The sequence below is a fragment of the Novosphingobium rosa NBRC 15208 genome, assembly GCF_001598555.1.
Taxonomy (GTDB): Bacteria; Pseudomonadota; Alphaproteobacteria; order Sphingomonadales; family Sphingomonadaceae; genus Novosphingobium; species Novosphingobium rosa.
This window is the reverse complement of the sequence record NZ_BCZE01000024.1, coordinates 1-23,648: the sequence shown is the minus strand read 5'-3', so window position 1 is coordinate 23,648 and position 23,648 is coordinate 1. Positions and strand designations below refer to the sequence as shown.

Annotated in this window: 24 protein-coding genes; 7 read left to right on the top strand and 17 right to left on the bottom strand. The window is 60.7% G+C overall.

The genetic code is table 11. The features are described 5' to 3' along the window. Positions 1 to 30: 30 nt before the first annotated feature. Together SR3_RS09765 and SR3_RS09760 are read right to left on the bottom strand one after the other, a co-directional pair. The gene (locus tag SR3_RS09765; RefSeq protein ID WP_245653850.1) at positions 31 to 1,542 is read right to left on the bottom strand and encodes an outer membrane beta-barrel protein; all 1,512 of its coding nucleotides are present in this window, start codon (positions 1,540 to 1,542) and stop codon (positions 31 to 33) included. Beyond that, positions 1,542 to 2,414: a sugar transferase gene (locus tag SR3_RS09760; RefSeq protein WP_084455300.1), complete on the bottom strand. Its 873-nt coding sequence runs from the start codon at positions 2,412 to 2,414 to the stop codon at positions 1,542 to 1,544. The genes SR3_RS09765 and SR3_RS09760 overlap by 1 nt, the downstream gene beginning before the upstream one ends. A gap of 275 nt (positions 2,415 to 2,689) precedes the next feature. Between SR3_RS09760 and SR3_RS09755 the strand changes: the two genes are divergently transcribed. Both SR3_RS09755 and SR3_RS09750 read left to right on the top strand, forming a co-directional pair. Next, positions 2,690 to 3,313, top strand: coding sequence for a polysaccharide biosynthesis/export family protein (locus tag SR3_RS09755; RefSeq protein ID WP_068084522.1), 624 nt, complete (start codon positions 2,690 to 2,692; stop codon positions 3,311 to 3,313). 457 nt (positions 3,314 to 3,770) lie between these two features. Next, a complete protein-coding gene (locus SR3_RS09750; protein WP_245653849.1) occupies positions 3,771 to 4,523 on the top strand; it encodes a LuxR C-terminal-related transcriptional regulator in 753 nt (250 codons plus the stop codon). A gap of 215 nt (positions 4,524 to 4,738) precedes the next feature. Here SR3_RS09750 and SR3_RS31245 read toward each other — a convergent pair whose 3' ends face one another. After that, positions 4,739 to 4,891, bottom strand: coding sequence for a hypothetical protein (locus SR3_RS31245; protein WP_157098756.1), 153 nt, complete (start codon positions 4,889 to 4,891; stop codon positions 4,739 to 4,741). Positions 4,892 to 4,946: 55 nt separating this feature from the next. Continuing rightward, positions 4,947 to 5,180: a helix-turn-helix domain-containing protein gene (locus SR3_RS09745; RefSeq protein ID WP_068084518.1), complete on the bottom strand. Its 234-nt coding sequence runs from the start codon at positions 5,178 to 5,180 to the stop codon at positions 4,947 to 4,949. Positions 5,181 to 5,504: 324 nt separating this feature from the next. Here SR3_RS09745 and SR3_RS09740 point away from each other — a divergent pair, with 324 nt between their 5' ends. Then, a complete protein-coding gene (locus tag SR3_RS09740; protein WP_068084515.1) occupies positions 5,505 to 6,122 on the top strand; it encodes a Crp/Fnr family transcriptional regulator in 618 nt (205 codons plus the stop codon). Continuing rightward, positions 6,115 to 7,440 carry a transporter gene (locus SR3_RS09735; RefSeq protein WP_068084512.1) on the top strand — a complete coding sequence of 442 codons (1,326 nt, stop codon included), beginning with the start codon at positions 6,115 to 6,117 and terminating at the stop codon, positions 7,438 to 7,440. Before SR3_RS09740 ends, SR3_RS09735 begins: the two co-directional genes overlap by 8 nt. 86 nt (positions 7,441 to 7,526) lie before the next feature. Here SR3_RS09735 and SR3_RS09730 read toward each other — a convergent pair whose 3' ends face one another. The 4 genes from SR3_RS09730 to SR3_RS09715 form a co-directional block, all read right to left on the bottom strand. Further along, positions 7,527 to 8,111 carry a hypothetical protein gene (locus SR3_RS09730; RefSeq protein WP_068084509.1) on the bottom strand — a complete coding sequence of 195 codons (585 nt, stop codon included), beginning with the start codon at positions 8,109 to 8,111 and terminating at the stop codon, positions 7,527 to 7,529. 25 nt (positions 8,112 to 8,136) lie between these two features. Further along, positions 8,137 to 8,886, bottom strand: a complete 750-nt coding sequence (locus SR3_RS09725; protein WP_068084506.1) for a C39 family peptidase — start codon at positions 8,884 to 8,886, stop codon at positions 8,137 to 8,139. A 51-nt stretch (positions 8,887 to 8,937) separates the two neighbouring features. Beyond that, positions 8,938 to 9,393 (bottom strand): hypothetical protein, encoded by a 456-nt coding sequence (locus tag SR3_RS09720; protein WP_157098755.1) that lies wholly within the window; start codon positions 9,391 to 9,393, stop codon positions 8,938 to 8,940. 64 nt (positions 9,394 to 9,457) lie between these two features. Beyond that, positions 9,458 to 10,156 carry a hypothetical protein gene (locus SR3_RS09715; protein WP_068084500.1) on the bottom strand — a complete coding sequence of 233 codons (699 nt, stop codon included), beginning with the start codon at positions 10,154 to 10,156 and terminating at the stop codon, positions 9,458 to 9,460. A gap of 832 nt (positions 10,157 to 10,988) precedes the next feature. Here SR3_RS09715 and SR3_RS09710 point away from each other — a divergent pair. Then, entirely contained in the window at positions 10,989 to 12,032 is a 1,044-nt protein-coding gene (locus tag SR3_RS09710) for an endo-1,4-beta-xylanase (RefSeq protein ID WP_169805600.1), read from the top strand. Positions 12,033 to 12,035: 3 nt separating this feature from the next. On the opposite strand, the gene SR3_RS09705 is transcribed toward SR3_RS09710, so the two are convergent. The 6 genes from SR3_RS09705 to SR3_RS31240 all read right to left on the bottom strand — a co-directional run bounded on the left by SR3_RS09705 (position 12,036) and on the right by SR3_RS31240 (position 18,248). Beyond that, positions 12,036 to 13,172 (bottom strand): NAD-dependent epimerase/dehydratase family protein, encoded by a 1,137-nt coding sequence (locus tag SR3_RS09705; protein ID WP_068084495.1) that lies wholly within the window; start codon positions 13,170 to 13,172, stop codon positions 12,036 to 12,038. Positions 13,173 to 13,190: 18 nt separating this feature from the next. Next, entirely contained in the window at positions 13,191 to 14,636 is a 1,446-nt protein-coding gene (locus tag SR3_RS09700) for a glycosyltransferase (protein ID WP_157098753.1), read from the bottom strand. Between the two features lie 51 nt (positions 14,637 to 14,687). Next, positions 14,688 to 15,704 carry a UDP-glucuronic acid decarboxylase family protein gene (locus SR3_RS09695; RefSeq protein ID WP_245653848.1) on the bottom strand — a complete coding sequence of 339 codons (1,017 nt, stop codon included), beginning with the start codon at positions 15,702 to 15,704 and terminating at the stop codon, positions 14,688 to 14,690. 87 nt (positions 15,705 to 15,791) lie between these two features. Then, the gene (locus SR3_RS09690; protein WP_068084492.1) at positions 15,792 to 16,574 is read right to left on the bottom strand and encodes a transporter; all 783 of its coding nucleotides are present in this window, start codon (positions 16,572 to 16,574) and stop codon (positions 15,792 to 15,794) included. Between the two features lie 452 nt (positions 16,575 to 17,026). Then, positions 17,027 to 17,986 (bottom strand): hypothetical protein, encoded by a 960-nt coding sequence (locus tag SR3_RS09685; protein ID WP_068084489.1) that lies wholly within the window; start codon positions 17,984 to 17,986, stop codon positions 17,027 to 17,029. A gap of 103 nt (positions 17,987 to 18,089) precedes the next feature. Then, positions 18,090 to 18,248, bottom strand: a complete 159-nt coding sequence (locus SR3_RS31240; protein ID WP_157098751.1) for a hypothetical protein — start codon at positions 18,246 to 18,248, stop codon at positions 18,090 to 18,092. A gap of 203 nt (positions 18,249 to 18,451) precedes the next feature. Between SR3_RS31240 and SR3_RS09680 the strand changes: the two genes are divergently transcribed. Beyond that, a complete protein-coding gene (locus tag SR3_RS09680; protein ID WP_084455293.1) occupies positions 18,452 to 19,372 on the top strand; it encodes a LysR family transcriptional regulator in 921 nt (306 codons plus the stop codon). Here the strand turns inward: SR3_RS09680 and SR3_RS09675 are convergent. Further along, positions 19,369 to 20,778, bottom strand: coding sequence for an amino acid permease (locus tag SR3_RS09675; RefSeq protein ID WP_068084483.1), 1,410 nt, complete (start codon positions 20,776 to 20,778; stop codon positions 19,369 to 19,371). The two genes, SR3_RS09680 and SR3_RS09675, sit on opposite strands and share 4 nt — an antisense overlap. A gap of 444 nt (positions 20,779 to 21,222) precedes the next feature. On the opposite strand from SR3_RS09675, the gene SR3_RS09670 reads away from it, so the two are divergent. Continuing rightward, entirely contained in the window at positions 21,223 to 22,260 is a 1,038-nt protein-coding gene (locus SR3_RS09670) for a GlxA family transcriptional regulator (protein ID WP_068084480.1), read from the top strand. Between the two features lie 351 nt (positions 22,261 to 22,611). Here the strand turns inward: SR3_RS09670 and SR3_RS09665 are convergent, their stop codons facing one another. Together SR3_RS09665 and SR3_RS09660 are read right to left on the bottom strand one after the other, a co-directional pair. Continuing rightward, positions 22,612 to 23,112: a prolyl-tRNA synthetase associated domain-containing protein gene (locus SR3_RS09665; protein WP_084455319.1), complete on the bottom strand. Its 501-nt coding sequence runs from the start codon at positions 23,110 to 23,112 to the stop codon at positions 22,612 to 22,614. 11 nt (positions 23,113 to 23,123) lie between these two features. After that, the coding region (locus tag SR3_RS09660) for an L-serine ammonia-lyase, iron-sulfur-dependent, subunit alpha (RefSeq protein WP_174549140.1) at positions 23,124 to 23,648 on the bottom strand (525 nt) is incomplete at its 5' end.

Sequence of the window (23,648 nt, the reverse complement as noted above, 5' to 3'; positions counted from 1 at the left end):
CCGTGGCATGGGGGTGGCGATGCATTGGCGTCACAGCACGATCCTCACACCCAAAGAGCCGGAAAAGCCGCTGTAGGAACGCCCGGAGGCGCCCCCCCATTGCTGGCGCCAGCCTGCCTGCGCCAGCAGGCCGACATTGCGCGTCAGCCGGTAATGCGCCCCGGTGCCCGCCTCGACCCGGCGGTCGGAGCGCGGCAGGCCGCGATAGTCTTCCTGCGTGTAGGCGGCATGGGCATCGATCAGCACCCGGTCGCCCAGCGCGCGCTGGCCCTTGAGATCGAAGGTGCTGCGCACGATCGCCGGTGAATTCGACAGGGGGCTGGCATCGACGTCGCGCCGCCCGGTGGCCGTCACGCGCCACATCGGGGTCGGCGTCCAATTGGCCGCCAGCTTGTAGCTGAGGCCGCTGACGGGCTGGGTGCCCGGCGTCTGGAAGGTCTGCCGCATATAGCCGATGGCCGCCTCGGCATCGATGACCGAGGTCACCGCCATATGCAGCCCTACCAGCGCGGCATAGCCGCTGGAATCGCGCGCATAGCCAAGGTTCCGCGCATAGGCAACCTGGTTGACGCTCAACTCCGTATAGAGGCGCAAGGCGGGGGACAGCCGATATTGCGTCTCCAGCTTGCCCTGCCGGACCGTGACGTTACGATAGGACAGATCGAGGGGCACGCCCTGCACCGCCGCCTTGAGATAATCCTGCGTGCGCAGCGATCCCTCGAGAGCGACCTCCAGAATGCCGCCGCTGCGCTCGAGCCGGCCATGGAACTGCCGCCTGTTGTAAAGCACCGGATGGTCGGTGGCGAATTGGCTGAACTGATCGCCGGCGGTGCCGCGCATCTCATAGTCACGCGCCAGTTCGCCATCGGCGCTCACGGTTATTCTCTCGCCAAGATCGAGCCGGCCACGCGCCGCGCCATGATAGATCGAGGTGTTTTCCGCGCCGGTTCTTGCATAACGCAGCAAAGTTCCCCCCGCTGACAGTTCGGCCATGTGGCGCGCGGATCGTGTGCCCAGAAAAACATCGGATTGCAGAATACCGATGACGTCGGACCGCCTGTCGGTGTCGACATTGTAGATGTTGGAATTGCCCTGCGCCTGAAGCGTGGTCTCATTGCGCAACACCAGCTTGTTGCCCAGCGGCACGCCGGGGCTGTTTTCAGGGTCGAACATCTCCGTGGGCGTGAGCACCTTGGCCGTCTGCGCGCTGGCGACGCGCGGCAAGGCTAGCATCGCCAGCAGCAGCGTGGCGCGTGCAACCAGCGACGGCGCGCGACGCCGAGCCTTGCCGGACATCACATGGATCACGCGGTGGACGGCGATCTCCCGCCGTTCCTCGCCCGCTGTGAGCATGACGACCAGCAAACGGACCAACTGCCAGACCTCGGCCAGACGACCCGATGGAAGCGGTTTGGGCAGGGCGCACCGCGTGATCATGGCAGGTTTGTCGCTGTGGTCCGGCAGGCGGATGACCGCCCGAGGCGTCGCCGCATTCCGGCGGAACCAGCCGCCGCCCTTGCGGAAGGCCTTGCGGGCCGCCATCAGCATGCCCCCTTGCGCGTCAGCACGGCAGGGACGGTGCAGATCAGCAGTTTCCAGTCGAACAGGAAGGAGCGGCGGCGCAGATAGAGCCGGTCTGCAGCGACCCTGCGGCGATAGGATGTGTCGCTGCGCCCGCTGACCTGCCAAACCCCCGTCAGCCCGGGCCTGCACTGCAGATAGCAGCCCGCATGACGGCCATAGCGCTCCAGCTCCTCCTCCACGATCGGGCGGGGGCCGACCAGCGTCATCGTGCCATTGATCAGGTTGAACAGCTGGGGCAGCTCATCAAGGCTGCTTTTACGCAGGAAGGCGCCGAACCAGGTTACCCGCGGATCGCGGGTCAGCTTGCGGTTGTGCAGCCATTCACGGCGCAAGCCGGGATTGTCTCTGAGCAATGCCTCGAGTCGGCTCTCGGCATGGCGATGCATCGAGCGCAGCTTGTAGCACTGGAACGATTTTCCATGGCGACCAATGCGGGTATGGGCAAAAACGGGCGGCCCGCCATCGCTCAGCGCGATGATGAGCGCCAGCATCAGCATCAAGGGCAGGCACAGCACCAGCAAGGCCAGGGCGACACCCACATCCCGCAATCGCGCCAGCCATTCCGCCGGTGAGACCTGCTCCGGCGCCGGGTCGCGCAGGGTCGGCTGACAGGGGACCAGCGCCACCCCGCTCCACGACTGGGTCGCGGCTTTCGCGATCACCGGAGGGCGAGGCTGACTGCGAGTGCCCGGCCAGTCCAGAACGGGCCGCTCCTCGTCAAGGACGATCAGCTTTTCGACCGGCGAAGGCGGCGACCACAACAACAGGATGGGCGAAGCCGCGATCGCCGTCGGGCCGCCATCTTGCACATCTGTTCGTGAGGCCAGCATGGGATGTCCCATCACCAATCGCATGAAGGAAATCAGGCTTTGACAGTGCCCGAACGGCGCCGTCCCCCCTGAGACGATGACCCAGACGATTTCCCAATTTCCCATGCCGCACAACCGAGCATCCGATGTAGAGACGCCTACTCAAAGTGGTTAACCAGAGCTTGCCATCTGCGCCGCCGCCCTCACTCAGAATAGCGATTTCGGGTGACCACCAGCCCGACTATGATGCCGGAGACACCTATTGCCAGCCGGTCCCTGGCCTGAGGAGACGGCGCATGAAAAGCATCGCCAGACTGTTGCATTCCCGCTCACGCCAGGCCGTCATGGCCAGTTGTCTCGGTCTGGCCGGGATCACGGCCCTGTGCGGGCTGGTGGCCAGCCCGGTCGGCGCCAGTTCGGTGCGGACGACGGTGGCGCAGCTCAATCAGGATTTGCGTACAGGCTATCAGATCGGCGCGGGCGACCGCCTGCGGATCACCGTCTTCGACGAGCCGACTCTGACGAATGAGTATGTCGTGAACGAAAGCGGCGCGGTGGCCTTCCCGCTGATCGATGAGGTGCCGGCGGACCAGCTGACGACATCCCAGTTAGCCGGCAAGCTTGCCGAGAAACTGAAGGCCGGCGGTTATGTGCTGACGCCCAAAGTCGCGGTCGAGATCCTCAAGCACCGGCCCTTTTACATTCTGGGCGAGGTCAGCAAGCCGGGTGAGTATCCCTATACCGGCGATCTCACCCTCGCCCAGGCGGTGGCGACCGCCGGAGGATACACCGCACGGGCTGACACGCGCACCATCAAGATCCAGCGCCGGTCAGACGAACAGCCCGTCCAGGTCAAGCTGGATGCTCCGCTGCGGATTGCCCCCGGCGACACGATCATCATCCGTCAGGCATTTTTCTAACAAGATTCCATAATAAAAATGCCGATCCTGCATCGAAAAAACCTTCAGCCCTGATTGCGATGTTACATCGTTTTATGAAACATCATAAAGAGTAAGCCGCCCGGCAAGCAACGGCCACATCATGGCTTGTTACGGCTGAGTCCAAAGGCTTTTCTCTGAAACATCGATGATACCCACTATAGCCTGACCGGCTGCATCATCATGATCGCGGCGCTATTCGTTCACGACTGTCCTGTTTTGGGATGGCCGACACCCCCCGAAAACACTATCCGAAAGGAGTAGATTTTCCATATAATCATTTGTTTTTTATGGGAATTAAGGACTGGTATATAGTTAACAATGCGTAACCACAAGTTGGTTGATTTCAATTAGCTGATGCAGCATCCTCGACGAAACAGGGATGTTCGGAGTCGCACCGAACAAGCATGCCGATAAGTGATGGCATGACCAAGATTCCATGATGGGCCTGGTGGAGATACGAAATCGGGGAAAGAACATGCGAACAGATGTCTGCATTGTCAGCGAGTATGAAATATCTCGCGAAGGATTAAAAAACATCCTCAAGTCAGAGGGCTTCAGGATCGTCGACATGTTCGCGACTGTCTCCGAGGCAGTCAGCTCCAGTCTTCCTCAAGATGCATTCATCGTCCTCGATGGCTGTCCGGTTGCTGAACAGGCAGGGTTGGTCAAGGATCTCTTGTCCCACTTCAAGACTTCGCTGGTCACCGTTCTGTCCGAACGCTTTGATGTCAACGCGATGATGGCCTGCTTTCAGAACGGCGCCAAAGGCTACATCGTCCGTTCGATGAAAGCCCTGCCGATGACGACCTCGCTTCGGCTGGCCGCGATGGGCGAAAGGGTTATTCCTTCCGATCTGGTCGATTTGTTCAATCGGCAACCACTCGGCGATTTGCAGGGCAGTGAACAGACCGCCAACGCCTTTTCAGGCCATGAGGCGGCGCATAGCGGCAGCGACATGGCCAGCTCGGTCATGGATCAAACCCCGCTTTCCCCCCGTGAGCGTGACGTGCTGCGCTGCCTGATGGCGGGCTACTCGAACAAGCTGATCGCCCGGCGGCTGGTGGTATGCGAAGCGACCGTCAAGGTTCATGTGAAGGCGATCCTGCGTAAACTCAACGTCAACAACCGGACACAGGCGGCCATCTGGGCCAGTTCGCGCGGGATTTCGGAGGCTCATCTCGCGCCCTGATGCGCGATTTCCGACAGATGGAAACGCCCCTTTCCGGAGCATCTCTGCCACGGAAGATGGCCGGTGCTGTCAGGATGATCTGGATGACGGAAGCTGCGGCTTTCTGATCCAAGCCCATCAAGCGGCATTTCGCACGGCACTCAAGGGGTCGAAGCTTGACCACGCTGCAGCGTTCGGCGAGATCGAGTGATCTTATGTCGCTCTGATTGCCCGTTTCAAATGCTGGTCTTGCGTGAGAGGCAATATTCCGCCTCAAAACTTTCAGGAAAAACCTTGACCGTCTGATTGGTCAATTCCGGCAGCGCCGAATGATCTTGATCCATTCCACACATATCCAGGAATGTCTTCAAGAAGGCTTTTGGCTTCATCTGCGTTTCCTGAGCACGATGACGAAGTCAAAAACCTTCTCAAACCGTGATGAATTCAGGAAGGAACATTGATCATTCCGTAAAATACCCCGCAGGCGACCATATGCGCGCTGTTCCTTGCGTGCATCTTCAAGCGCATATTCTCGATATAGCGCTCCACGGTGCGAGGCGCCAGGCTGACATGCCGGGCGATTTCCTTGGCCGACATCCCCAATGCAACGCATTCGAGAATTTCACACTCCCTCGCCGTCAGATGCGGCTGAGCGTCCAACAATTGAGATACGATCATAGTCCTCCCCCATTCTTAATGTTAACCAATCGATGAATAATGGAAATCAATGCACCCCGGCGGTCTGGAGAATCCAGAGGTGCAGCCTGTTCGCTTCAAGCGAAATCACGCCAGTCAATTGGAGTAACAACTTAGGTGCTAACACGTTCCAAAAACAAAAGATACAGTTAAGTATTTTAACCATATCTTTGAAATTGCTCAAGTTGCCCCATGCAAAATATGCATGACGGAATTTCCGTGCGATTCGCTCCCGTAGTAGAGTCGTTCACAGGCGCATAGCCTGCCTTCCGGCATGACCGATTCTCGGTCGGAGGGGCAGCGGATATGGAGAAGTCCTTTTCAACACTGGCGCGTGTTGATCGGCACACAACGATCTTTCTCGCCGGCTCTCGCGCCACGCATTGGGCGGTGGTGACGACCGGAATCGTCGCCGAATGCAAGATTTCCATCGACGGCGACCGGCGGCTGACAGGGTTTCGCCTGCCCGGCGAGGCCTTCGGGGTGGAAATCGAGCGCTACAGCGTCACGTCCGAGGCGCTGACCGATTGTGTGATCTCGCTGCTGCCCACCAATGCTCCGGCGGCCAATGGCAGGCTTCTTGCGGCCATGGCCCGGCAATTGAAGCGTGTGCGCAACGATCATCTTCTGACAACATTTCGTTCCGTTCCCGAAAGGATCGCCGCTTTTCTGGTCGATCTTGCCGATCGCGGGCTTGGGGACTGTTTTCGTTTCCCGATGGCAAGATCAGACATCGCCGATTTTCTTGGCACCACCGAACCGACCATCAGCCGCGCCCTGGCGGAGCTGGAGCGTCGCGGCGCCATCAAGCGGCGCCCCGGCGGCAAGATCGAGATCATGGATCGCGCATCCCTGACACAGGCGACCTCAGGCGAAGCCAACTCGAACCCCTTCAATCCCGAGCGAGAAATCTCCCATGCGTAACATCCGACTGGCTCTCGCGCTGACAGGCGCGGCCTGGCCCGCCTTGATGACAGGCTCCGCTCATGCCGCCGAAACCGGCCCGTCTCTGGAACCTGCACCCGGCGACCGACCGGCAGCGACCGCCTCCCGCTATGCCTCAACCGAGGCCGATATTGCGGAGCTGCGGGCAAAGCTGGACGAGCAACGCGCCATTCTCGATGCGCAGGCGCAGGAAATTCATGCGCTGGAAGCCCGGTTGAGAGCCGTCAACCCCCCTATCGCCGCTGCTCCGGCGCCAACCGATATGGCCACCTCCCCCGAACAGGTGGCGCTGCTCGACCAGCGGGCCATGGGCGCGGATCCCCAGACCGCTGCCGGACAGACCGTCGGTCAAGCCCCGGCGCCCGATGAAAGCCATTCACTCAACACCAAGACAGCCTCGATCCCGCCCGGACAAGGCGTGCTGACGCCCTCGGGTCATTTCTCGATCGAGCCGACATTTGAATATGCCGCATCGGCCAACAACCGCCTGACCTTCAGCGGCGTCGAGCTGATCCCCGGCTTGCAATTGGGCGCGATCAGCGCCTCGACAGCCCAGCGCGATACGTTCTTTTTCTCGCCCACCTTCCGCTATGGCATCAACAGCCGCTTTGAGGTCGAAGTCACCGTTCCTCTTCTCTACCGCCATGACAATATTCAGGTGGTTCAGCAGCGCGATGAGCAAATCGTCCGCACGCTGGATTTGCGGCAAAAGGCGCTGGGCGACGTTGAAGTGGGGCTACGCTATCAGCTCAATCCAGCCAAGGGCCCGGACAAGCCGATCTGGATTCTCAGCCTGCACGTCAAGAGCAACACGGGCATTGGACCCTATGATGTGGGTTATGACAATTTCGGCATCGCCACCGGCCTTGCCACCGGCTCGGGATTCTGGGGGGTCGAGCCGGGGGTGAGCTTCCTGCTGCCCTCCGATCCGGTCGTGATTTATGGCAGCTTGAACTATCTCCACCAGTTCAAGCGCAATCTCAACAAGGATGTCGGCGGGTCACTGGTGCAGGAAGTCCGCCCGGGCGAGGCCATTCTGGGCAACATCGGCTTCGGCTTCTCGCTCAATCCCCGCTTTTCCTTCTCGCTGGGCTACAGCCACAGCTATATCATGCCAACCATGACCTATATTGGCAGCGGACCACAATATTCGACAGGTCAGCAAATCGGAACGCTGGATCTTGGCATGTCCTACCGGCTGACCAGCAAGACATCGATGAATCTGAACTTCCAGTTCGGTGTCACGCCCGATGCGCCCAATCTCAACGTGACCTTGCGCATTCCCTTCAGTCTTTGAAACAAGACAAGGGCGCTTTCACCATCCGTGAAAACGCCCTTTTTATGTCCGATGACCGGGAATGATCGCGACGCAAGCCGCTGCGATCAGTGGATGCCGGCCATCCCCACCGCCGCGCCCAGCGTCCGCCCAAGGCTGGCGGCAAGATTAGCGCTGCTGTAGCCAGCATAACCCGCGATCCCCACGGTGGCATTGATCGTCTGGTTGGCGTTCACCCCGGAGGCCGTGTTGATCAGCACATTTTGCAGGCCATTGGCCGCGTTCTGATAGATCAGTGTCTGACCGCTGTTGGTGATATAGGCCTGCCCTCCCGACGAACTCATGCCGAAGGTGCCGCCCGCGGTGACCACCGCTTGCAGGCTCGCCTCGCTGGCCGGTGTCAGCGTCATGGTGGAGGTCGTCGAACTGGCGCCGGAGGTGGTCCAGTTCAACGTGGTGGCCATAACCAGCTGTCCGTTGAGATAGGTGTTGAGCTGGGCGCCCAGAGAGATGCTCACGCCCTGCAGCTCGAAGCCGCCGCGCAGCATGTCCAGATCCTCGTCGGACAGGCCTTTGCTATGGGTGAAGGCCGGCGGCCCTTCCGTCGGCGTGGTGTCGGCCGAAGCAGTCGCGGCGAGCGCCGCTGTGGAGGGTGATACAAAGAGGGCAGCCAGGCTGATCAGCCAACGCATGACACACTCCTTCAGCCATGACCGATCATGGCGCAATGCCCGCAGGATTGTCGATCACCAACGCGGGTGTAAGCTGGTAGATCGGAGGCAAATTGGTGGTGACATCACCGATCCAGCGATCGTGAAGCGCCCATAGCGGCGCTGTCGCCCATTTGGTCCATTCGATGGGGGCGTTGTAGGACACGTTCTGCGCCTTGGGCTGCTTGACGATGACCAGAACCACCCCTTTCCACTCCTTGGCGAAATCGGCGATGGGCACCTGCAGCAGGCCACGAATGGGGTCGCCGATCAACACGGCCTGGTCATGAACGCCCTTGACCACCACGAAATGGCGAAAGCCCCTGGTCTCGATCAGCACGATCATCGGCTGGTTCGCCTGACGCATCTCATCCATGCTGATGCTGTAGCCCTGAGCCTCGAAGCCGCGCGATTCCAGATAGCGCTTCATATCCAGCAGCGAGAAGCCGGACTGGACGATCTTCTTCTGGTCGCCTGCGCTCCACATCACGGAAAAAGCGTCATTTTCCGTGGTCGGCAGGCCATAGCTGTAGGTCAGCATCGTGGCCAGAGCCGCCGAGCCGCAGCTGAAATCATAACGCTGCCGCACGATGGTGCGAAAGGGAATGTCGCGCCAGCTCATCACCTGAACCTGCGCCGGCCCCTGCATTGTATACCCGACCGAAATTTGCGCATGGGCACCGGAAGCCCCGGTAAAGGGCATCGCAAGCATCACGCCTGCCACCATGGCGCGCAGCAAGCCGCGCCTCAGGACCATCGCCCGCATCATCGCACACTCCCAAACCTCTCTGCCGGATCAGCGATCCGCTCAGGGCGTGACGTTCACCGTCACATTCATTGCGCTTTGCAACTGCGACATCGCCCCGGTGTTGATCGTGATGTTGCCCAGACCGTTGAAATTGGAGAGCGCCGATTGGGAGATGTTGACGGCGCCAGCCGTGTAATTGCCAATGGTGCTGTTGCCGGAAGAAATGGCGTTCAGCGTCTGGTTGCCCACCACGATGCCGCCACTGCCGCGAAGATCGCCAAGCGCGGCGTTGTCCAGCGTTTTTCCCTGAAGCCCGGCAGGTTCGGCGACAGCAGGCGTTGCGACGGCCTCAGTCCGGGCAACCGGAAGCTGAAGGGCCGGAGCCTGCGCTGTTTGCGACACATCGGCCTGCGGTGCGTCTGTCGGCGTTTCCGGCGCGGTCGCGCAGGCAGAGCCGATTCCGACGCATCCCATCCCGGCTGCTGCCAGAGCAAGGGTCACGTTACGAAGTGTCATTGCATGTCTCCTTGACGGAGGTGGCGGAAATGGCCGGGCCCGAAGGCCCGACCATCTTGCATCATCAGAAGTTGATCGTGCCCTGAGAGGCGATGTTGGTCGCCGACTGGGTGCTGGAACCCATGCCCGTGCTCCAGGCCTGGTTCAGAATGCCGGCAAAGGCGGCGAAGCCCGAGCCGTTGATGTTGTTCGAACCGCTGGAGAAGGACACGGTCCGGCCGCTGGTGGTGACCGGCGCGGCGGTGGCCGTCAGATCCTGCGTGGCGACCAGACGCCAGTTGCCGTTCCGCTGCGAGCTGTCGGTGTTGTACGAACCGCTGGTGTTGCCCGAATTGAGCGCCAGATTGTTGGTGTGCGACGAATTGTCGGTGCTGGTCGAGCTGTTGTAGGAATCGACCGTGGCCGTCTTGTTGCTGGTGCTGGTGTTGTTCGACGCGACCGTGGCGGTCTTGTTCGTCGTGGTGTTCGTCGTGTCATTCGTGGTGCGGTTGTAGGTGGTGTTGGTGGTGTTGTTCGAAGCGAGCGTATCGCTGCGGCTCGAAGTGTTGTTCGACGCCACCGTATCCGACCGGTTCGACGTGTTGTTCGAGGCCAGCGTGTCCGTGCTGGTCGACGAATTGGTCGAATTGTTGGTGTTGTACGAACCCAGCGCGGTCGAACGAGTCGACTGATGATTCGAATTGTCGGTGCTGCTGGTGTTGGTGCTGTCGTTGGTGTTCGTGGTGTTGTACGAATTGACCGGCACGGTTGCATCAACGCTCACGCTGGTCGTCGCGCCATTGTGGTCGCCAGCCGAGCCGGTTGCACCCGACGATTGAGCGAATGCCGGGCCAGCGAGAGCCAGAGCCGATACCGCCGTAGCGGCCAAGAGGATTTTACACACCATTTCACTTCTCCTCGGAGCGCCCCCAAAGCTGCGCTGGTGGGCAACAGTCGCATTGTCACGACTGACGAAGAAATAGAGCATGTCGGAGGTCTTTCTCTTGCTTTCCGACAATTTTGACGGTCAATTGTATTACCTTGGGGATACCCTACGTAAATTCCGACAGATTTATGAACAAATTTTATCACCTATTCATATTTTTATTTATGACCCTTACGTAACAACCCCCTTTGCCACCTTGACCGATGTTATCGTACGGAAAGCCATCTCGCGCACCCCGAGTCGCAGCAAGCGCGGCAGGGTGAGAGTCGCCATCCAGGATGACCACAGGTTTGTCCCAGGACACAGAACCTGCCTCAGCAAAAAAGATGGCGCACATGGGCGCGGGGTCGCCAAGCCGGCGCGCACCCTGGTACAAACCCGCAGCCCATGCGGCCACGAAAGGCACTGGAACAACAAGGCCCGACAGCCGTTTAAGCACATCGAGCAAGCCCGACACCTCCGTGCCTCGCGCAGATTCACCCGCGAATCACCTTGCCCTTGCGAAGCGGCGGGACAGCGCCCGTTAAGGCCAACTTAAACTTGCCCTGCTATCCGGGCGGCCCGTTGAGCCCTGGCCGGATTTGCCACCTTGTCCAAACCTGTTTCCAGACGTACTGCCTTGGCGGCAATCGGCGCGATGCCCCTGGCTCTGCGCTTTTCGGACAGCAGCATGGCTTCCTCGGCTTTCTCTCGCGACAATGGGCGCGATGCCGGCCAGCGCCGCTATGGCGCGGCGGTGCGCCCCGACCAGTTGGTCGATGACACGCCCCTGCTCACCGCCATCAGGCGCTGCGACATTCTTGTGCCTGAATATCACGGCCAGTGGAGCGCGGTGGAATGGCGCAAGGGTGAGCCGTGGTACGGCAATTATGATGCCATCGTGAATTTTGCCGAAACCCACGGCATGGCGGTGCGCGGCCACGCGCTGATCTGGGAAAAGATGACCCCGGACTGGGCCCGCGCCGAAATGCTGGAAAAGCGCGACTGGCGCACGGTGACACGGCATTTCGCCGATCTGCTGCCGCGCTACAGCGGCCGCATTGCCGACTGGATCGTCGTCAATGAGATGATCGATACCGAGGATGGCGAGAACGGCCTGCGCCGCACCAGCTTTCAGCGGGCCTATGGCAAGGATTATGTCGCCATGGCGCTGCTGACGGCCAATGGCCTCGATCCGCAGGCCCGGCTGATGATCAACGACTACGCTCTCTGCTATGACAATCCGGTGGATGAAGCGCGGCGCAACGCCTTGCTTCGGCTGGTCGAAAACTTGAAGGCGCGCGGCATTCCGCTGCACAGCGTCGGGCTACAGGGCCATCTCGAACTGGCCAAGGGGGCGATCCCGCAGGCGAGGCTCGCGCGGTTCATGGCTGATCTGGCGGATACGGGCGTGAAGCTGGCCGTCACCGAACTCGATGCGATCGAGGCTGACCGCCACCGCCCTCTGGCCGAACGTGATGCCGCCGTGGCGGATCACACCCAGTCCTTCCTCGATGTGGCGATGGACCAACCCGCTGTGGAAAGCATCGTGACCTGGGGCCTGAGCGACCGGCACAGCTGGCTGCAGGAAAACGCGCCCGATACGCTGGCCGCTGTCTCTCACGCCCCCATCGACGGCAAAAGGCTGAACCGCGGCCTGCCCTTCGACGCAGATATGAAGCCCAAGAGGATGCAGGTGGTGCTGAACGACGCCATGCGCATCCAGCGCGCCTGACGGTTAAAGAACCAGACCTTTCTCGCGCAGTTCCGACAGGCTCTTTTCGGATTTATCGACCGGCTTTTCGGCTGATTTCACCCAGTCGATCAGCTCCGCCATGCCCGCCTCGAAATCGACCTGCGGGGTCACACCGAATGTGTCGCGCAATTTCGAGATATCGCCGAAGCAGTGGCGAATGTCACCGACGCGATATTCATGCAGAATCTGCGGCGCGATGTTCTTGTGCAGCAGGCGCGCCAGCACGCAGGCCATATCATGGATGGCGATCGGATGATCGCTGCCGACATTGAATACATCCCACAGGGGCTTGTCGCTTTCCAGCACGGTGGCGAAGGCATGGGCGACATCGCGCACATGGACGAAATCGCGCATCTGCTCGCCATCCTCGAAGACCAGCGGGGCGCTATCGTTCAGCAGGCGTGAGATGAAGATCGCCGCCACGCCGGTGTAGGGATTGCTGAGCGCCTGCCGCGAGCCATAGGCGTTGAACAGACGCAGAGCGACCGTGGGAATATCCAGCGCCCGGCCAACCGCCAGGAACATCTCCTCGTGATCGCGTTTGTTCACCGCATAGATCGAGGTCGGTCGCAGCAATTTTGTTTCGCGCGTGGGGATCGGGATCAGCCTTTGGCCGTCCGGCCCCGTCACATCCCATTGGCGCTGCTGCAACTGCGCACGCGTGCGCGTCTGCGGGATGACGCGATGGCCCTGAACATCGGCATATTCGCCTTCGCCATAAATCGACATGGAGGAGGCCACCGCCATGCGCTCCACCGTGTGCTTGCCCTTGGACAGAACCTCCAGCATCATCGCCGCGCACATCACATTGTTGCGCGTATAATCGACAATGTTGGTCATGCTCTGCCCGACCCCCACCGAGGCGGCCAGATGGACAAGATGCGTCACCCCATCGAGCGCCGCTTCAAACGCGCCATCGTCGAGCAGATTGGCATGGATGCGCCCTGCCGCCGGATTGAGGTAGATCGGCCAGCCATCGGCATCGCATTGCGCATCGCCATGCACCTGCGGCAGCAGCGCATCGAAGACGGTGACGCGAAAGCCACGCTCCAGCAGCAGATCGACAAGGTGAGAGCCTATAAAGCCCGCTCCGCCGGTGACAAGCACATGCTTTTCCATGAAATAGCCCTCCCAGACTTATCGTGCTTGCGCTGGCGCGCTCGATGCCACGTGTTCCGATGCGACGATGTCGCGTACGATATCATTGTTGGCGTTGATCTTGATCGTGCGCTCCCACACCAGCCCGGCGTCCTTGCGGTACATGCGCCAGCCCTTCCAGAGCGGGATCATCCAGACCAGCCAGAAGATCATCAGCGAGATGGGATTGACCCGGATCAGATACCACAGCCGCTTGAGCCGCGAAGGCAGGACCAGCGCCGTCCGCCGCCAGGTGATGACATATTGCCCCAACAGCAGCAGCGCGAAACACAGCACATTGAAAGCGGAGAGATAGACCGTCCAGTGCGGCAAGGGACTGGTGCCCTTCGCCCATTCGACCAGCGCCCAGATGCCGATGGGAATGCCCACCGAATTGAACCAGAAGGACAGGCAGGGCAGGAAGTTGAGCCAGGCCTTGAAGCGCTCGAACCGGCTGAAGCCCATCTCCTTGAGCGGCGTATCGAGCGACTGAAAGAAGCCTGCGACCCAGCGCTTGCGCTGCGTGATGCCATTGCTCAGCGTTTCCGGCACTTCCTCGACCAGCGGCGCCTCGATCAGCCCCAGCGTCTTGCCATTTTTCCAGAAGCGCATGCCGACTTCCGGGTCCTCAATGGTCATCCACGGGTGGAAGCCGCCCAGCTCCTTCAGATCGGAGGCCTTGAAAAACAGGCCCTTGCCCAGAACCCAATAGGGATGATGACCGTTGGCGGTCAGGTGGCCATATTTGTTGGCATCCCAGCAGAGGTGATCGAAGGCGAACCAACTGGCGGGCATCGTATCCAGCAGATTGCCCGCGATGTTGCTGGCCTGCAGCACATCGAAATGCCGCATGCCGACAGCCGCGGCCTGAAAGTGATTGGCGGGCGGAGCGCTGTCGGCATCGATGTAATCGACCAGAAAATCGCCTTTGAACGGATTGTTGGCATAGGTCGTGTAGAAGGCATAGATCAGTTGGCGCGTCTTCTTGGGGGGAAGATCGCGGACACCGGCGCGCGGCCCCTTGTGGAACCAATAGGCCTTCTCATTCGCCTGCCAGTCATCCCACACGACATTCCAGCGCGGATCGCTTGTCGGCGGCACCGGCATCACGCTAAGGAAGGGAAACTCCCCGGCCAGTCGTTGCAGGCTCTCGACGGTTGGCAGGTCATTGTCATTGGGGATGGCGATGATCCTGAATTTGTCCGTCGGATAGTGAAGATTGGCCAGAGATACGAAGGTGGTGCGCATCGTCGATTCAAGTTCGCGCAGAACCGGGTAGAACAGGACGATATCGGGATAATCGTCCTGCGCGACATCCTGCAGCTCTTCCATATCGACACGATTGATCGGGCGAGTGATGAAATAAAGCTCGATCATCATGGTGCAGAAGTAAGCCAGCTGAGCAATGATAAACAACACTATCAGAACCAGATTAATCATGCTCATGACACCCACTCCTGACACAGGCACAAGCCATGCGCCCATCCCACACTTGCATCACATCGCCATATGGCGTCCCACATGGGACGGCATGACCGCCAGAAAGTCCGGCGGGATCGCCTCATCAAGCTGTCTGCGGAAATAGCTGATGGTCTTTTCCAGACCGCTCACCAGATCCACCTTCGGCGACCAGCCCAGCAGAGCCTGCGCACGCGAAATATCCGGGCGGCGGCGACGCGGGTCATCAATCGGCAAGGGCTTGTAGGCGATGGAAGATCCCGACCCGACCATCTTCACGATCAGAGTCGCCAGCTCACCAACCGTATATTCTCCGGGATTTCCGATATTCATGGGCCCGGAAGCATTGTCATCGGCGGCCATCAAAAGTTGAATCCCGTCGATCAGATCATCGACATAACAGAAGGACCGTGTCTGGCTGCCATCGCCATAAATGGTGATTTTCTCACCACGCAGCGCCTGGACGATAAAATTGGACACCACGCGCCCATCATCGGGCTGCATGCGCGGCCCATAGGTGTTGAAAATGCGCACGAGCCTGACATTCAGCCCGGATTGGGCAGCATATTCCATCAGCAGGGTTTCAGCGAAGCGCTTCCCCTCGTCATAGCAGGAGCGCGGGCCGATGGTGTTGACATTCCCATGATAGGATTCATGCTGCGGATGGACCTCCGGATCGCCGTAGATCTCCGAGGTCGAGGTGTGAAACACCCGCGCATTGTCGCGCGCGGCACGCTCCAGCATGTTCAGCACGCCAAGCGAGCAAACCTTCATCGTCGCCACCGGATCTTCCTGATAATGGACAGGCGAAGCGGGACAGGCCAGATTGTAGATCTCGTCGAAACGCGGCAAATCCGGCAAGGGATGGACGAGATCATGCGTCACGATCGTCAACCGGTTGCTGCGCAGCAAAGGCGCCAGATTGGCGCGGCGACCGGACTGGAAATTGTCCAGACAGTACACCTGATGCCCCTGACCGAGCAGCCGTTCAGCCAGATGCGAGCCCAGAAAACCGGCTCCTCCAGTGATCAGCACGGTCTTTTCGCGTTTGCTCATCCTTGTCGCCATGGCGCTCCCCCGCAAGTTCAGGCGTTCCGTCAAACGGTGGACGATGCTGCACCCGGCACCTTCCATAGCCTTGCCTCAGAATTTGTACCAAAAACCAACCACCGGACCACGTTGTCGCAGTGAATTTCTTCCAGAAACGGTGCCAGTGTATCCAGCCTGTAGAGAAATTCTTGGAGTCAGATCGTAAACAACGCTGGCATAGACATCGGTGTAACGATAAGACTGGTTGAAGACACCCCGCCCGCGACCATCCGACACCGTTGTGTAAGCGGAGGCGAGCAGCATCAGGCGCGGCGCGACATGGGCTCCCACCGTGGCGTCGATATGGAACTCATTGGGCGGATCGCCCGCACGCAACCGATATCCGGTATCGAGCGTGACAAAGGCAGACCCCGCCATATAACCGCCCGACGCGCGAAGATCATATTGCATGTTTTTGTCATTGACCTGAGGCGCCGGATAGTTGCGTGCGGTTCCCGGTATTCTCACCAGTCCTTGCACCGACAAGATCCAGTGATCGCTCTTGGCCAGTCGATACCGTCCACCGACATCGGTATAGCCAAGGCCGCTGGAATCATTGCCGCCTTTAAGACTGACGTTGCCAAGGCTTGGCGTCACCAGAACGGTAAGATTATCCGTTACCCCATATTCGCCCATAATATAGAACTGATTCTGGTCATATTCCTGGATCGGAGCTGTGTTGCCATTTGCGTCAAATCCTTTCGGACTTTGCGTGAAAATGCCGCTCACAATCACCCGCCCTTGCCCTTGCTGCTGGGTAAATGGATCTGCGTGAACAGGCTCCACAAAAAGCATGAAAAGGCCAAAGGCCGACACGATTGCCTTGAGATAAGCCATCCCATTTACCCCGAGACCGAATAGCAGAAGCCGTGATTGATCTGGCTTTTATAACAAGTTGCTATTTTATAAGAAAATTCTATCCCGCCCGGCGTGAAAGGCGGCAGGAAAAATCCACACACCGTTCAGGCCGAATTTTGCTGACGATCCAGCATTAGCCCATCATTTTATAGGCTTTCCACTGGGGCGAAACGGCAATTGGGTCACGTATTTTCCGCCATTGAATTGAGCGGAATCCCGAATCGGGAAAGCGGCTTATCCAGCCGGATTCAAGATGACTCAGTTTTTGACCAGAGAGGCGGCTGAATAAGATTGACCCGGCGATTCCGTGCTGACCCATCGCGTCAAATCGCCAGGCCAAAGGCCACCTTCCCCCTCGGTCGAAAGGTGGTGCAACAGCCGCAAGGAGATCATTTCATATCCTTGGGCCAGACAAATAACCGACCAAATTTCTAAAAGTAATATCCCACAAGAATCAGCATGGATGTCTTGATCTTGCCATCCCCTCCTTGCGCTGCGCCTGAAATAAACTGGCCCGCACCAACATAGGGATCATTGCGCCCGAAAATCATCTCGATCCAGACGCGCAGGCGTCCGCTTGCCTTGTCAGTCCAGAACCCGCCTAGGGTGAGACGCTCGCTGTCGTCAAAGCCGGGCGCACTCTTTACGAACCGGCCATAATTGGCATAGGCTGTAAGCGTGACCGGAAGGCGCCCCATATCGATCTTGCGGCCCAGTTCGCTCTGCAACAAGGCGCCCTTCGTGGCGATGTTGAAGGATGAATCGTAATCGCCAACCGTGATGAGATCGTCGCGCCCACCGTTCCGGGGATCGATATCCTGACGCGCGGCAAGCATTCGCAGATGCCACGGACCGACCTCAAGCTTGCCACTTAAAGCAAATGAATGGCGATATCCGTCGCGCCCGGTGTCATAATTGTGGATGGCGGAGATCCATGCTGATCCATTCAAGGTCAACTTGGCTTTGCCCGTCATCGGCACTGTATACTGCGCGCGGCCCACGACCATGTTGCGCTCGGCGCTTTGCGTCGCATTGGGAGCATAGGAGTCCCCTTTGATGGAGTTGATCGTGTAACATGCACTGTCCTTGCTGATGCCGAAGGCATTGGGCGCCGTGGTCGGAAAATAACCGAAATCAAGCGCAAGGTTCTTCTGTTTATGCGATACAGTGACGCCAACATCGTAGACCTCCTCCATGCCATAAACGAAGCCGAGCGAGTTGAAGAAGGTCGTCCCCCACCAGCGCTCATCGAAGGGCACAGGCTGAAGACCGACGGTGATCTCGCGCCCGGCATCGCGGGCCAGCTGCTTGAGCCGGATCGCCGCCGACAGGCCCGCCGGGCCACAGCGCACGATGACGACATCATAGGCCATCCATTCGCGATCGCTCACTGTCCTGCTCCGTTTGCCTTGTTCTTCAAGCCCTCCCCATGCCGGATTCCCCAAGCCGAAGCGCAGAACGTTGACGCCACCGAAGCGAAAGAGCGCGCCGCCGCTAGATCCGGCCGGCCAGCGCCTGCACCAGAACCTTCAGGCCTTCAGGCGTCTGCGGATTGCGGTCGGGCCGCCTTTTATCGGCGGGGCGGTCGCAACGGACAGGGCCGGGGCGCATCATAAAAACCGCTTCGGGCGCGGTCTGGACAAGATAGGTCATATGTCCTCTCCAAAGAGCTGGCCAAATCTGGTTGGTCCTGATGCCGATGATGAAATAGGGGGTGAATGACGTAAAGTTCTGATTTACCAATGTTCACATTGGAAAGATCAAATTCGGGATCGACCGCGGCCTCTCGACAAAACTCCAGACAGCCGCATAGGGATCATCTTGCGGATGCTGTGCCATGACAGGGAGTTTCCATCTTGCCCAAGACGAAGATCCACCTGATCGGCAACACCTCCGATTTTGACATTCGCCTGCTGCGGGTCTTTCGCGCGGTGGTGGCGGCGGGCGGTTTTGCGGCGGCGGCGGTGGAGCTGAACGTCACCCGGTCGGTGGTCAGCACCAGCATCGCCGATCTGGAACAGCGCATGGGGCTGCGGCTGTGCCACCGTGGGCGCGCCGGCTTTTCCCTGACCGAGGCCGGCGTCAGCGTGCATGAGCAGACCCTGCGGCTCTTCGCCCAGCTCGATGCCTTTCAGAGCAGCATCGCCGAACTGCACAGCTCGCCGCGCGGCACCTTGCGGCTGGGCATCACCGACAATCTGATCTGCATTCCCGAAATGAACATCGTCAACTCGCTGCGGCTGTTTCGCAGCGCCGCGCCTCAGGTGCGGATCGACATCACCACCCTGCCCGCCAATGAGATCGAGAAAGCCATCCTCAACGGCGGCATCGATGTCGGCGTCATTCCGCAGGAGCAGAAGCTCGACGGGCTGGACTATATCCATCTCTACGACGAACCCTCGGGTCTCTATTGCGGCCAGCATCATCCGGCTTTCGCGCGGCCCGATACCGAACTGTCCCGCGACGAGATCGAGCGGATGGATTGCGTGGGGCTCAACTATCCCCTGCCCGAGCGGATCGCCGCGACCTATCGCCGGCATGAGCTGGCGGCGCGGGTCGGCGATACCGAAGGGGTGGCCTTCCTCATCATGACCGGGCATTTCATCGGCTATCTCCCGGTCAATTATGCCGAGCGCTGGCGCGAGAAAGGCGCGATGCGGCAGCTGCTGCCTCAGGCCTTCGGCTTCACCCGCCATTTCTCCGCCGTCACGCGTGAGGTGGCGCATCGCAACAAGGTGCTGAACGCCTATCTGGAGGCGCTCGGCGAGGTGTCCTAAACCACCGGCAGCGGCTTGGCGGCGGCAGGCACGACGGCCCGGTGCTGCCTGACGATGCCGATGATGATGATCGCCAGGGTCAGCGTGCCCGTCGCGGCGATCTCTCCGCGATGCTCGGGCAGGAAGGCCATGGTGATGAGCGCGCCGCAGATGAACAGGATCGTCGCCCAGGTCAGATAGGGATAGAACCACATCCGGCAGACGATGGGCCCGCCCCGGCGCAGCAATGCGCGGCGCCCGCGCAGCTGGCTGACGGCGATCACCAGATAGACCAGCAGGGCAATCGCGCCGGAGGTGGCGATCAGGAAGTTGAACACGGAGGCCGGGGCCAGAAAGTTGATCGCCGTGGTCGCCAGACCGACCAGCGTGCTGGCGATCACCGCCGCGCGCGGCACGCCGCCGCCCGAGGTACGCCCGACGCGCTTTGGCGCATCCCCGCGATGGCTGAGCGAAAACAGCATGCGCGAGGAGATGTAGATCGCCGAATTGAGGCAGCTTGCCACCGAGGCGACGATCACCCCATCGATCAGCAGCTTGGCGTTGCCGATGCCCAGCACCTCCAGCGTGCGCTGATAGGCGCCATGGGTGGGCAGCAGCGGATCGTTCCACGGCACCACCGAGATGACGATGAGGATCGACCCCAGATAGAAAATGCAGATGCGCCAGATCACCGAACGCGTGGCGCTGGCGATCTGCTTTTCCGGATTGGCGGATTCCGCCGCCGCAATGGTCACCGCCTCGGTGCCGATGAAGCTGAACATGGTCGTCAGCAGCGCGCCGACCACCGCGCCGAAACCATTGGGCATGAAGCCGCCGTGCCGCGCCGTCAGCGCCACCACGCCCGCGGCATGAAAGCCGGGGATCAGGCCCATAATGGCGCAGAAACCGAAAGCGATGAAGGCCAGAATGGCGACCACCTTGATCATGGCGAACCAGAACTCGAACTCGCCATATTTGCCCACGCTGAGCAGGTTGGTGAGCGTGAGCAAGGCCGTCATGCCGAAGGCGAACTGCCAGATAGGAATGGAGGGGACATAGGAATTGAGAATGGCGCCCCCCGCCAGCGCCTCCCATGGGATCAGCAGCACCCAGAACCACCAGTAGAGCCAGCCGATCGTGAAACCGGCCCAGGGGCCGATGGCCCGCTCGGCATAGGTGGAAAACGAGCCGGTGTCCGGCGAGGCGACCGCCATTTCGCCCAGCATCCGCATGATCATGATGACCAGCACGCCGGTCGAGGCATAGGCCAGGATCGTGGCCGGGCCGGCGCTGGCGATGGCATGGCCCGAGGCGACGAACAGCCCCGCCCCGATGATGCCCGCAATCGAGATCATCGAGACATGGCGCTGCTTGAAGCCGGTGCTTAACTGGGAACCGCTGCCCCCTGAGGGGGATATCTCGACCATGAAACAGGCCTCCGATCGGTGGGAACGACGCTCTGCGGCACGCGCAACCGGTCCGAGCCGGAACCGCGCCAGCGTCATGAAAGGCAAAGCGGCGCGAAGGGCGCGCCTGCTCGGCCACAAAGATCGTTTCGACTGCCCTGCGGCAGCGTGGCGACCGCTGTTATCGGGAGTCCTGCCTCGCGTGTTTTGCCCATCTGGCCGCATCGGTCATGGCGCCTCTCCTCTTCCTTGGGCCGATTGTGATTCGGCTTCGGGAAGGATCATGCGCCCAAGCAGCCGACTCGTAACAGTCACGCTATTCCGATGTTCATGCGCGAACATACAAACCTATTTCCGCCCATTTTCCTTGTATCTCTCCTGTCGCAAATCTTCTGAAAGCAGGATCGACATGCAGGCAGCCGCATCCCCCTTGAAACGTCCGGCGCACCACATGGCCATCGCGGCATGACGCCGGGCGATGCCGCGCGGGGCATGGCCGGGCGGGCCAGCCTCAATGTGGCCATCGTGCTGGCGGAAAACTTCACGCTTTCAGCCTTTTCGCTGTTCATCGACCATATCCGCCTCGCCGCCGACGAGGGCGACGGCAGCCGCCAGCGCAACGCCCGCTGGTCGGTGCTGTCGGCGGGGCAGCGCAGCATCCGCTCCAGCTGCGGGCTGGATGTCAGCGCCACGGCGGGCTTCGGCGATCCCGCGCAATATGACTATATCGTGGTGGTGGGCGGTTTGCTGCGCACCGAAAACCCCATCGGCGACGAGGCCGCCAGCTTCGTGCTGCGCGGCGCTCAGGCGGGCGTCACGCTGGTGGGGCTCTGCACCGGCACGTTCATCCTGTGCCGTCTTGGCCTGATGCGCGGGCGGCGCTGCTGCATCAGCTGGTATCACCATCAGGACTTTATCGAGGAATTCCCCGACCATATGGCCGTGGCCGACCGCCTGTTCATGGCCGATGGCAAGCGCATCACCTGCGCGGGCGGCGCGGGCACCGCCGATCTGGCCGCGCATCTGATCGAGGCGCATCTTGGCCGTTCCGCCGCGCAAAAGGCCAGCCAGGTGCTGATGTTCGACCGTTCGCGGCGGGGCAATGAAAGCCAGCCCCACCCCCCCATCGTGGCCGATGCCGCCAAGGGCAAGATCGCCCGCGCCATGCTGCTGATGGAGCAGAACATGGCCGATCCCGTCTCGATCGAGGCGCTGTCCGCCCAGCTCAGCATGTCCAAGCGGCAGCTGGAGCGCCTGTTTCACGATACGGTCGGCACCGGCCCCGCCGCCGTCTATCGCGATATCCGCCTGCGCTACGCCTCATGGCTGCTGGCCACCACCACCCGCTCGATCACCGCCATCGCGCAAGAGGCCGGCTTTGCCGACTGCGCCCACTTCTCACGCATCTACAAGCTGCGCCACGGCGTGCCGCCCACGGCGCATCGCCGGGATCAGCCTCAGGCGGCTGTGGGGGAACTGGCCGGGCAACGGGTTTATGGGTGAGGGTTTTAAAGGAGGAAGGGAAGGTGCGAGGGGGTTACCCCCTCGCGCTCCCATGACGTCTTCCGACGCCACGGCAGTGGCGCCGAAACCAGGCGCTACGGCTCTCCACCTGCACACCAAAAAAACACCGCAGGCAGTTTCCATGATCCAGCGCTGTGCAAGGGCTTAAAGCCTGCGGCGCTGCAAGCTATGCGCCTTGGCCGAACCCGAGGCGCAAGGTAGACAGTAAAGGGAGCGCGAGGGCGATGGCCCTCCCATTGCCTTCTTCTTCAATCCGGAGCGGAGACCGGAAGCCCCCGCTCCGGCACCTGACGCTGCCCGCCCCAGGCCCGTCAGGCAGCCGCGGGCCTGTCAGACCACCACCGGTTCCGGCAGGCTCACGATCCGCGATGCGTGACCTTTCTCACCCAGAAAGGCGATCAGATCGTAGAAGGGCACGGCGATGGTCGCCGTGTTGCGCAGCGGGTGGACGGCGATCCGCGCCGCATCCCTGAAGCTTTCGTCGAAGACCAGGCTCACGCTTTCCGGCGCGGCGTTGACCACGGCCAGCGGCGTCACCGCGCCGGGCGTCACGCCCAGCAGGCGCTCCATATCGTCCGCCTTGCCGAAGGAGAACTTGCCTGCTCCCAGCACCTGCGCGAAGGCTTTCAGATCGGCGCGGCGCTCGCTGGGCAGCACGATCAGCCAGAAATGGCCGCTCTTGTCCTTCAGGAACAGGTTCTTGGTGTGGGCGCCGGGCAGGGCTTCATGGATCGCCGCGCTTTCCTCGACGGTGAAGACCGCCGGATGCTCCAGCTTGTCCAGAGCCACGCCGCGCTGCTCGAAGTCGCGATAGATTTCGTCTTCCGTCATGATCAATTCCATCAGCATTCGGGGAAATTCACGGCAAGGCCACCCTGAGAGGTTTCCTTGTATTTGGCATGCATGTCGCTGCCGGTGCGCATCATGGTCTCGATCACCTGATCGAGCGAGACGATATGCTTGCCATCGCCCCGCAGCGAGAGCGAGGCGGCATTGATGGCTTTCACCGCGCCGAAGGCGTTGCGCTCGATGCAGGGCACCTGCACCAGCCCGGCGATGGGATCGCAGGTCATGCCGAGGTGATGCTCCATGGCGATTTCGGCGGCGTTTTCGGCCTGCTGGTTGCTGGCGCCCATGACGGTCGCCATGCCCGCCGCCGCCATGGCGCTGGCCGTGCCGACCTCGCCCTGACAGCCCACTTCCGCGCCGGAGATCGAGGCGTTGAGCTTGGTCAGCACGCCGATGGCGCTGGCTGCCAGCAGGAAGTCATGCATGCCCGCCCGGTTCGCCTCGGGCCAGAAATCGCGGTAATAGCGCAGCACAGCGGGCACCACGCCCGCCGCGCCATTGGTGGGCGCGGTGACGAT

Excerpts from the sequence above, each read along its gene's own strand:
- SR3_RS09755 (WP_068084522.1), top strand. The coding sequence starts at position 2,690 with ATGAAAAGCATCGCCAGACTGTTGCATTCCCGCTCACGCCAGGCCGTC.
- SR3_RS09730 (WP_068084509.1), bottom strand. The coding sequence starts at position 8,111 with ATGCGTTGGCTGATCAGCCTGGCTGCCCTCTTTGTATCACCCTCCACA.
- SR3_RS09695 (WP_245653848.1), bottom strand. The coding sequence starts at position 15,704 with ATGAGCAAACGCGAAAAGACCGTGCTGATCACTGGAGGAGCCGGTTTT.
- SR3_RS09700 (WP_157098753.1), bottom strand. The coding sequence starts at position 14,636 with ATGAGCATGATTAATCTGGTTCTGATAGTGTTGTTTATCATTGCTCAG.
- SR3_RS09725 (WP_068084506.1), bottom strand. The coding sequence starts at position 8,886 with ATGGTCCTGAGGCGCGGCTTGCTGCGCGCCATGGTGGCAGGCGTGATG.
- SR3_RS09705 (WP_068084495.1), bottom strand. The coding sequence starts at position 13,172 with ATGGAAAAGCATGTGCTTGTCACCGGCGGAGCGGGCTTTATAGGCTCT.
- SR3_RS31245 (WP_157098756.1), bottom strand. The coding sequence starts at position 4,891 with ATGAAGCCAAAAGCCTTCTTGAAGACATTCCTGGATATGTGTGGAATG.
- SR3_RS09740 (WP_068084515.1), top strand. The coding sequence starts at position 5,505 with ATGGAGAAGTCCTTTTCAACACTGGCGCGTGTTGATCGGCACACAACG.
- SR3_RS09690 (WP_068084492.1), bottom strand. The coding sequence starts at position 16,574 with ATGGCTTATCTCAAGGCAATCGTGTCGGCCTTTGGCCTTTTCATGCTT.
- SR3_RS09710 (WP_169805600.1), top strand. The coding sequence starts at position 10,989 with ATGGCTTCCTCGGCTTTCTCTCGCGACAATGGGCGCGATGCCGGCCAG.
- SR3_RS09760 (WP_084455300.1), bottom strand. The coding sequence starts at position 2,414 with ATGCTGGCCTCACGAACAGATGTGCAAGATGGCGGCCCGACGGCGATC.
- SR3_RS09765 (WP_245653850.1), bottom strand. The coding sequence starts at position 1,542 with ATGGCGGCCCGCAAGGCCTTCCGCAAGGGCGGCGGCTGGTTCCGCCGG.
- SR3_RS09675 (WP_068084483.1), bottom strand. The coding sequence starts at position 20,778 with ATGGTCGAGATATCCCCCTCAGGGGGCAGCGGTTCCCAGTTAAGCACC.
- SR3_RS09750 (WP_245653849.1), top strand. The coding sequence starts at position 3,771 with ATGATGGGCCTGGTGGAGATACGAAATCGGGGAAAGAACATGCGAACA.
- SR3_RS09665 (WP_084455319.1), bottom strand. The coding sequence starts at position 23,112 with ATGACGGAAGACGAAATCTATCGCGACTTCGAGCAGCGCGGCGTGGCT.
- SR3_RS09735 (WP_068084512.1), top strand. The coding sequence starts at position 6,115 with ATGCGTAACATCCGACTGGCTCTCGCGCTGACAGGCGCGGCCTGGCCC.
- SR3_RS09745 (WP_068084518.1), bottom strand. The coding sequence starts at position 5,180 with ATGATCGTATCTCAATTGTTGGACGCTCAGCCGCATCTGACGGCGAGG.
- SR3_RS31240 (WP_157098751.1), bottom strand. The coding sequence starts at position 18,248 with ATGACCTATCTTGTCCAGACCGCGCCCGAAGCGGTTTTTATGATGCGC.
- SR3_RS09720 (WP_157098755.1), bottom strand. The coding sequence starts at position 9,393 with ATGACACTTCGTAACGTGACCCTTGCTCTGGCAGCAGCCGGGATGGGA.
- SR3_RS09670 (WP_068084480.1), top strand. The coding sequence starts at position 21,223 with ATGACGCCGGGCGATGCCGCGCGGGGCATGGCCGGGCGGGCCAGCCTC.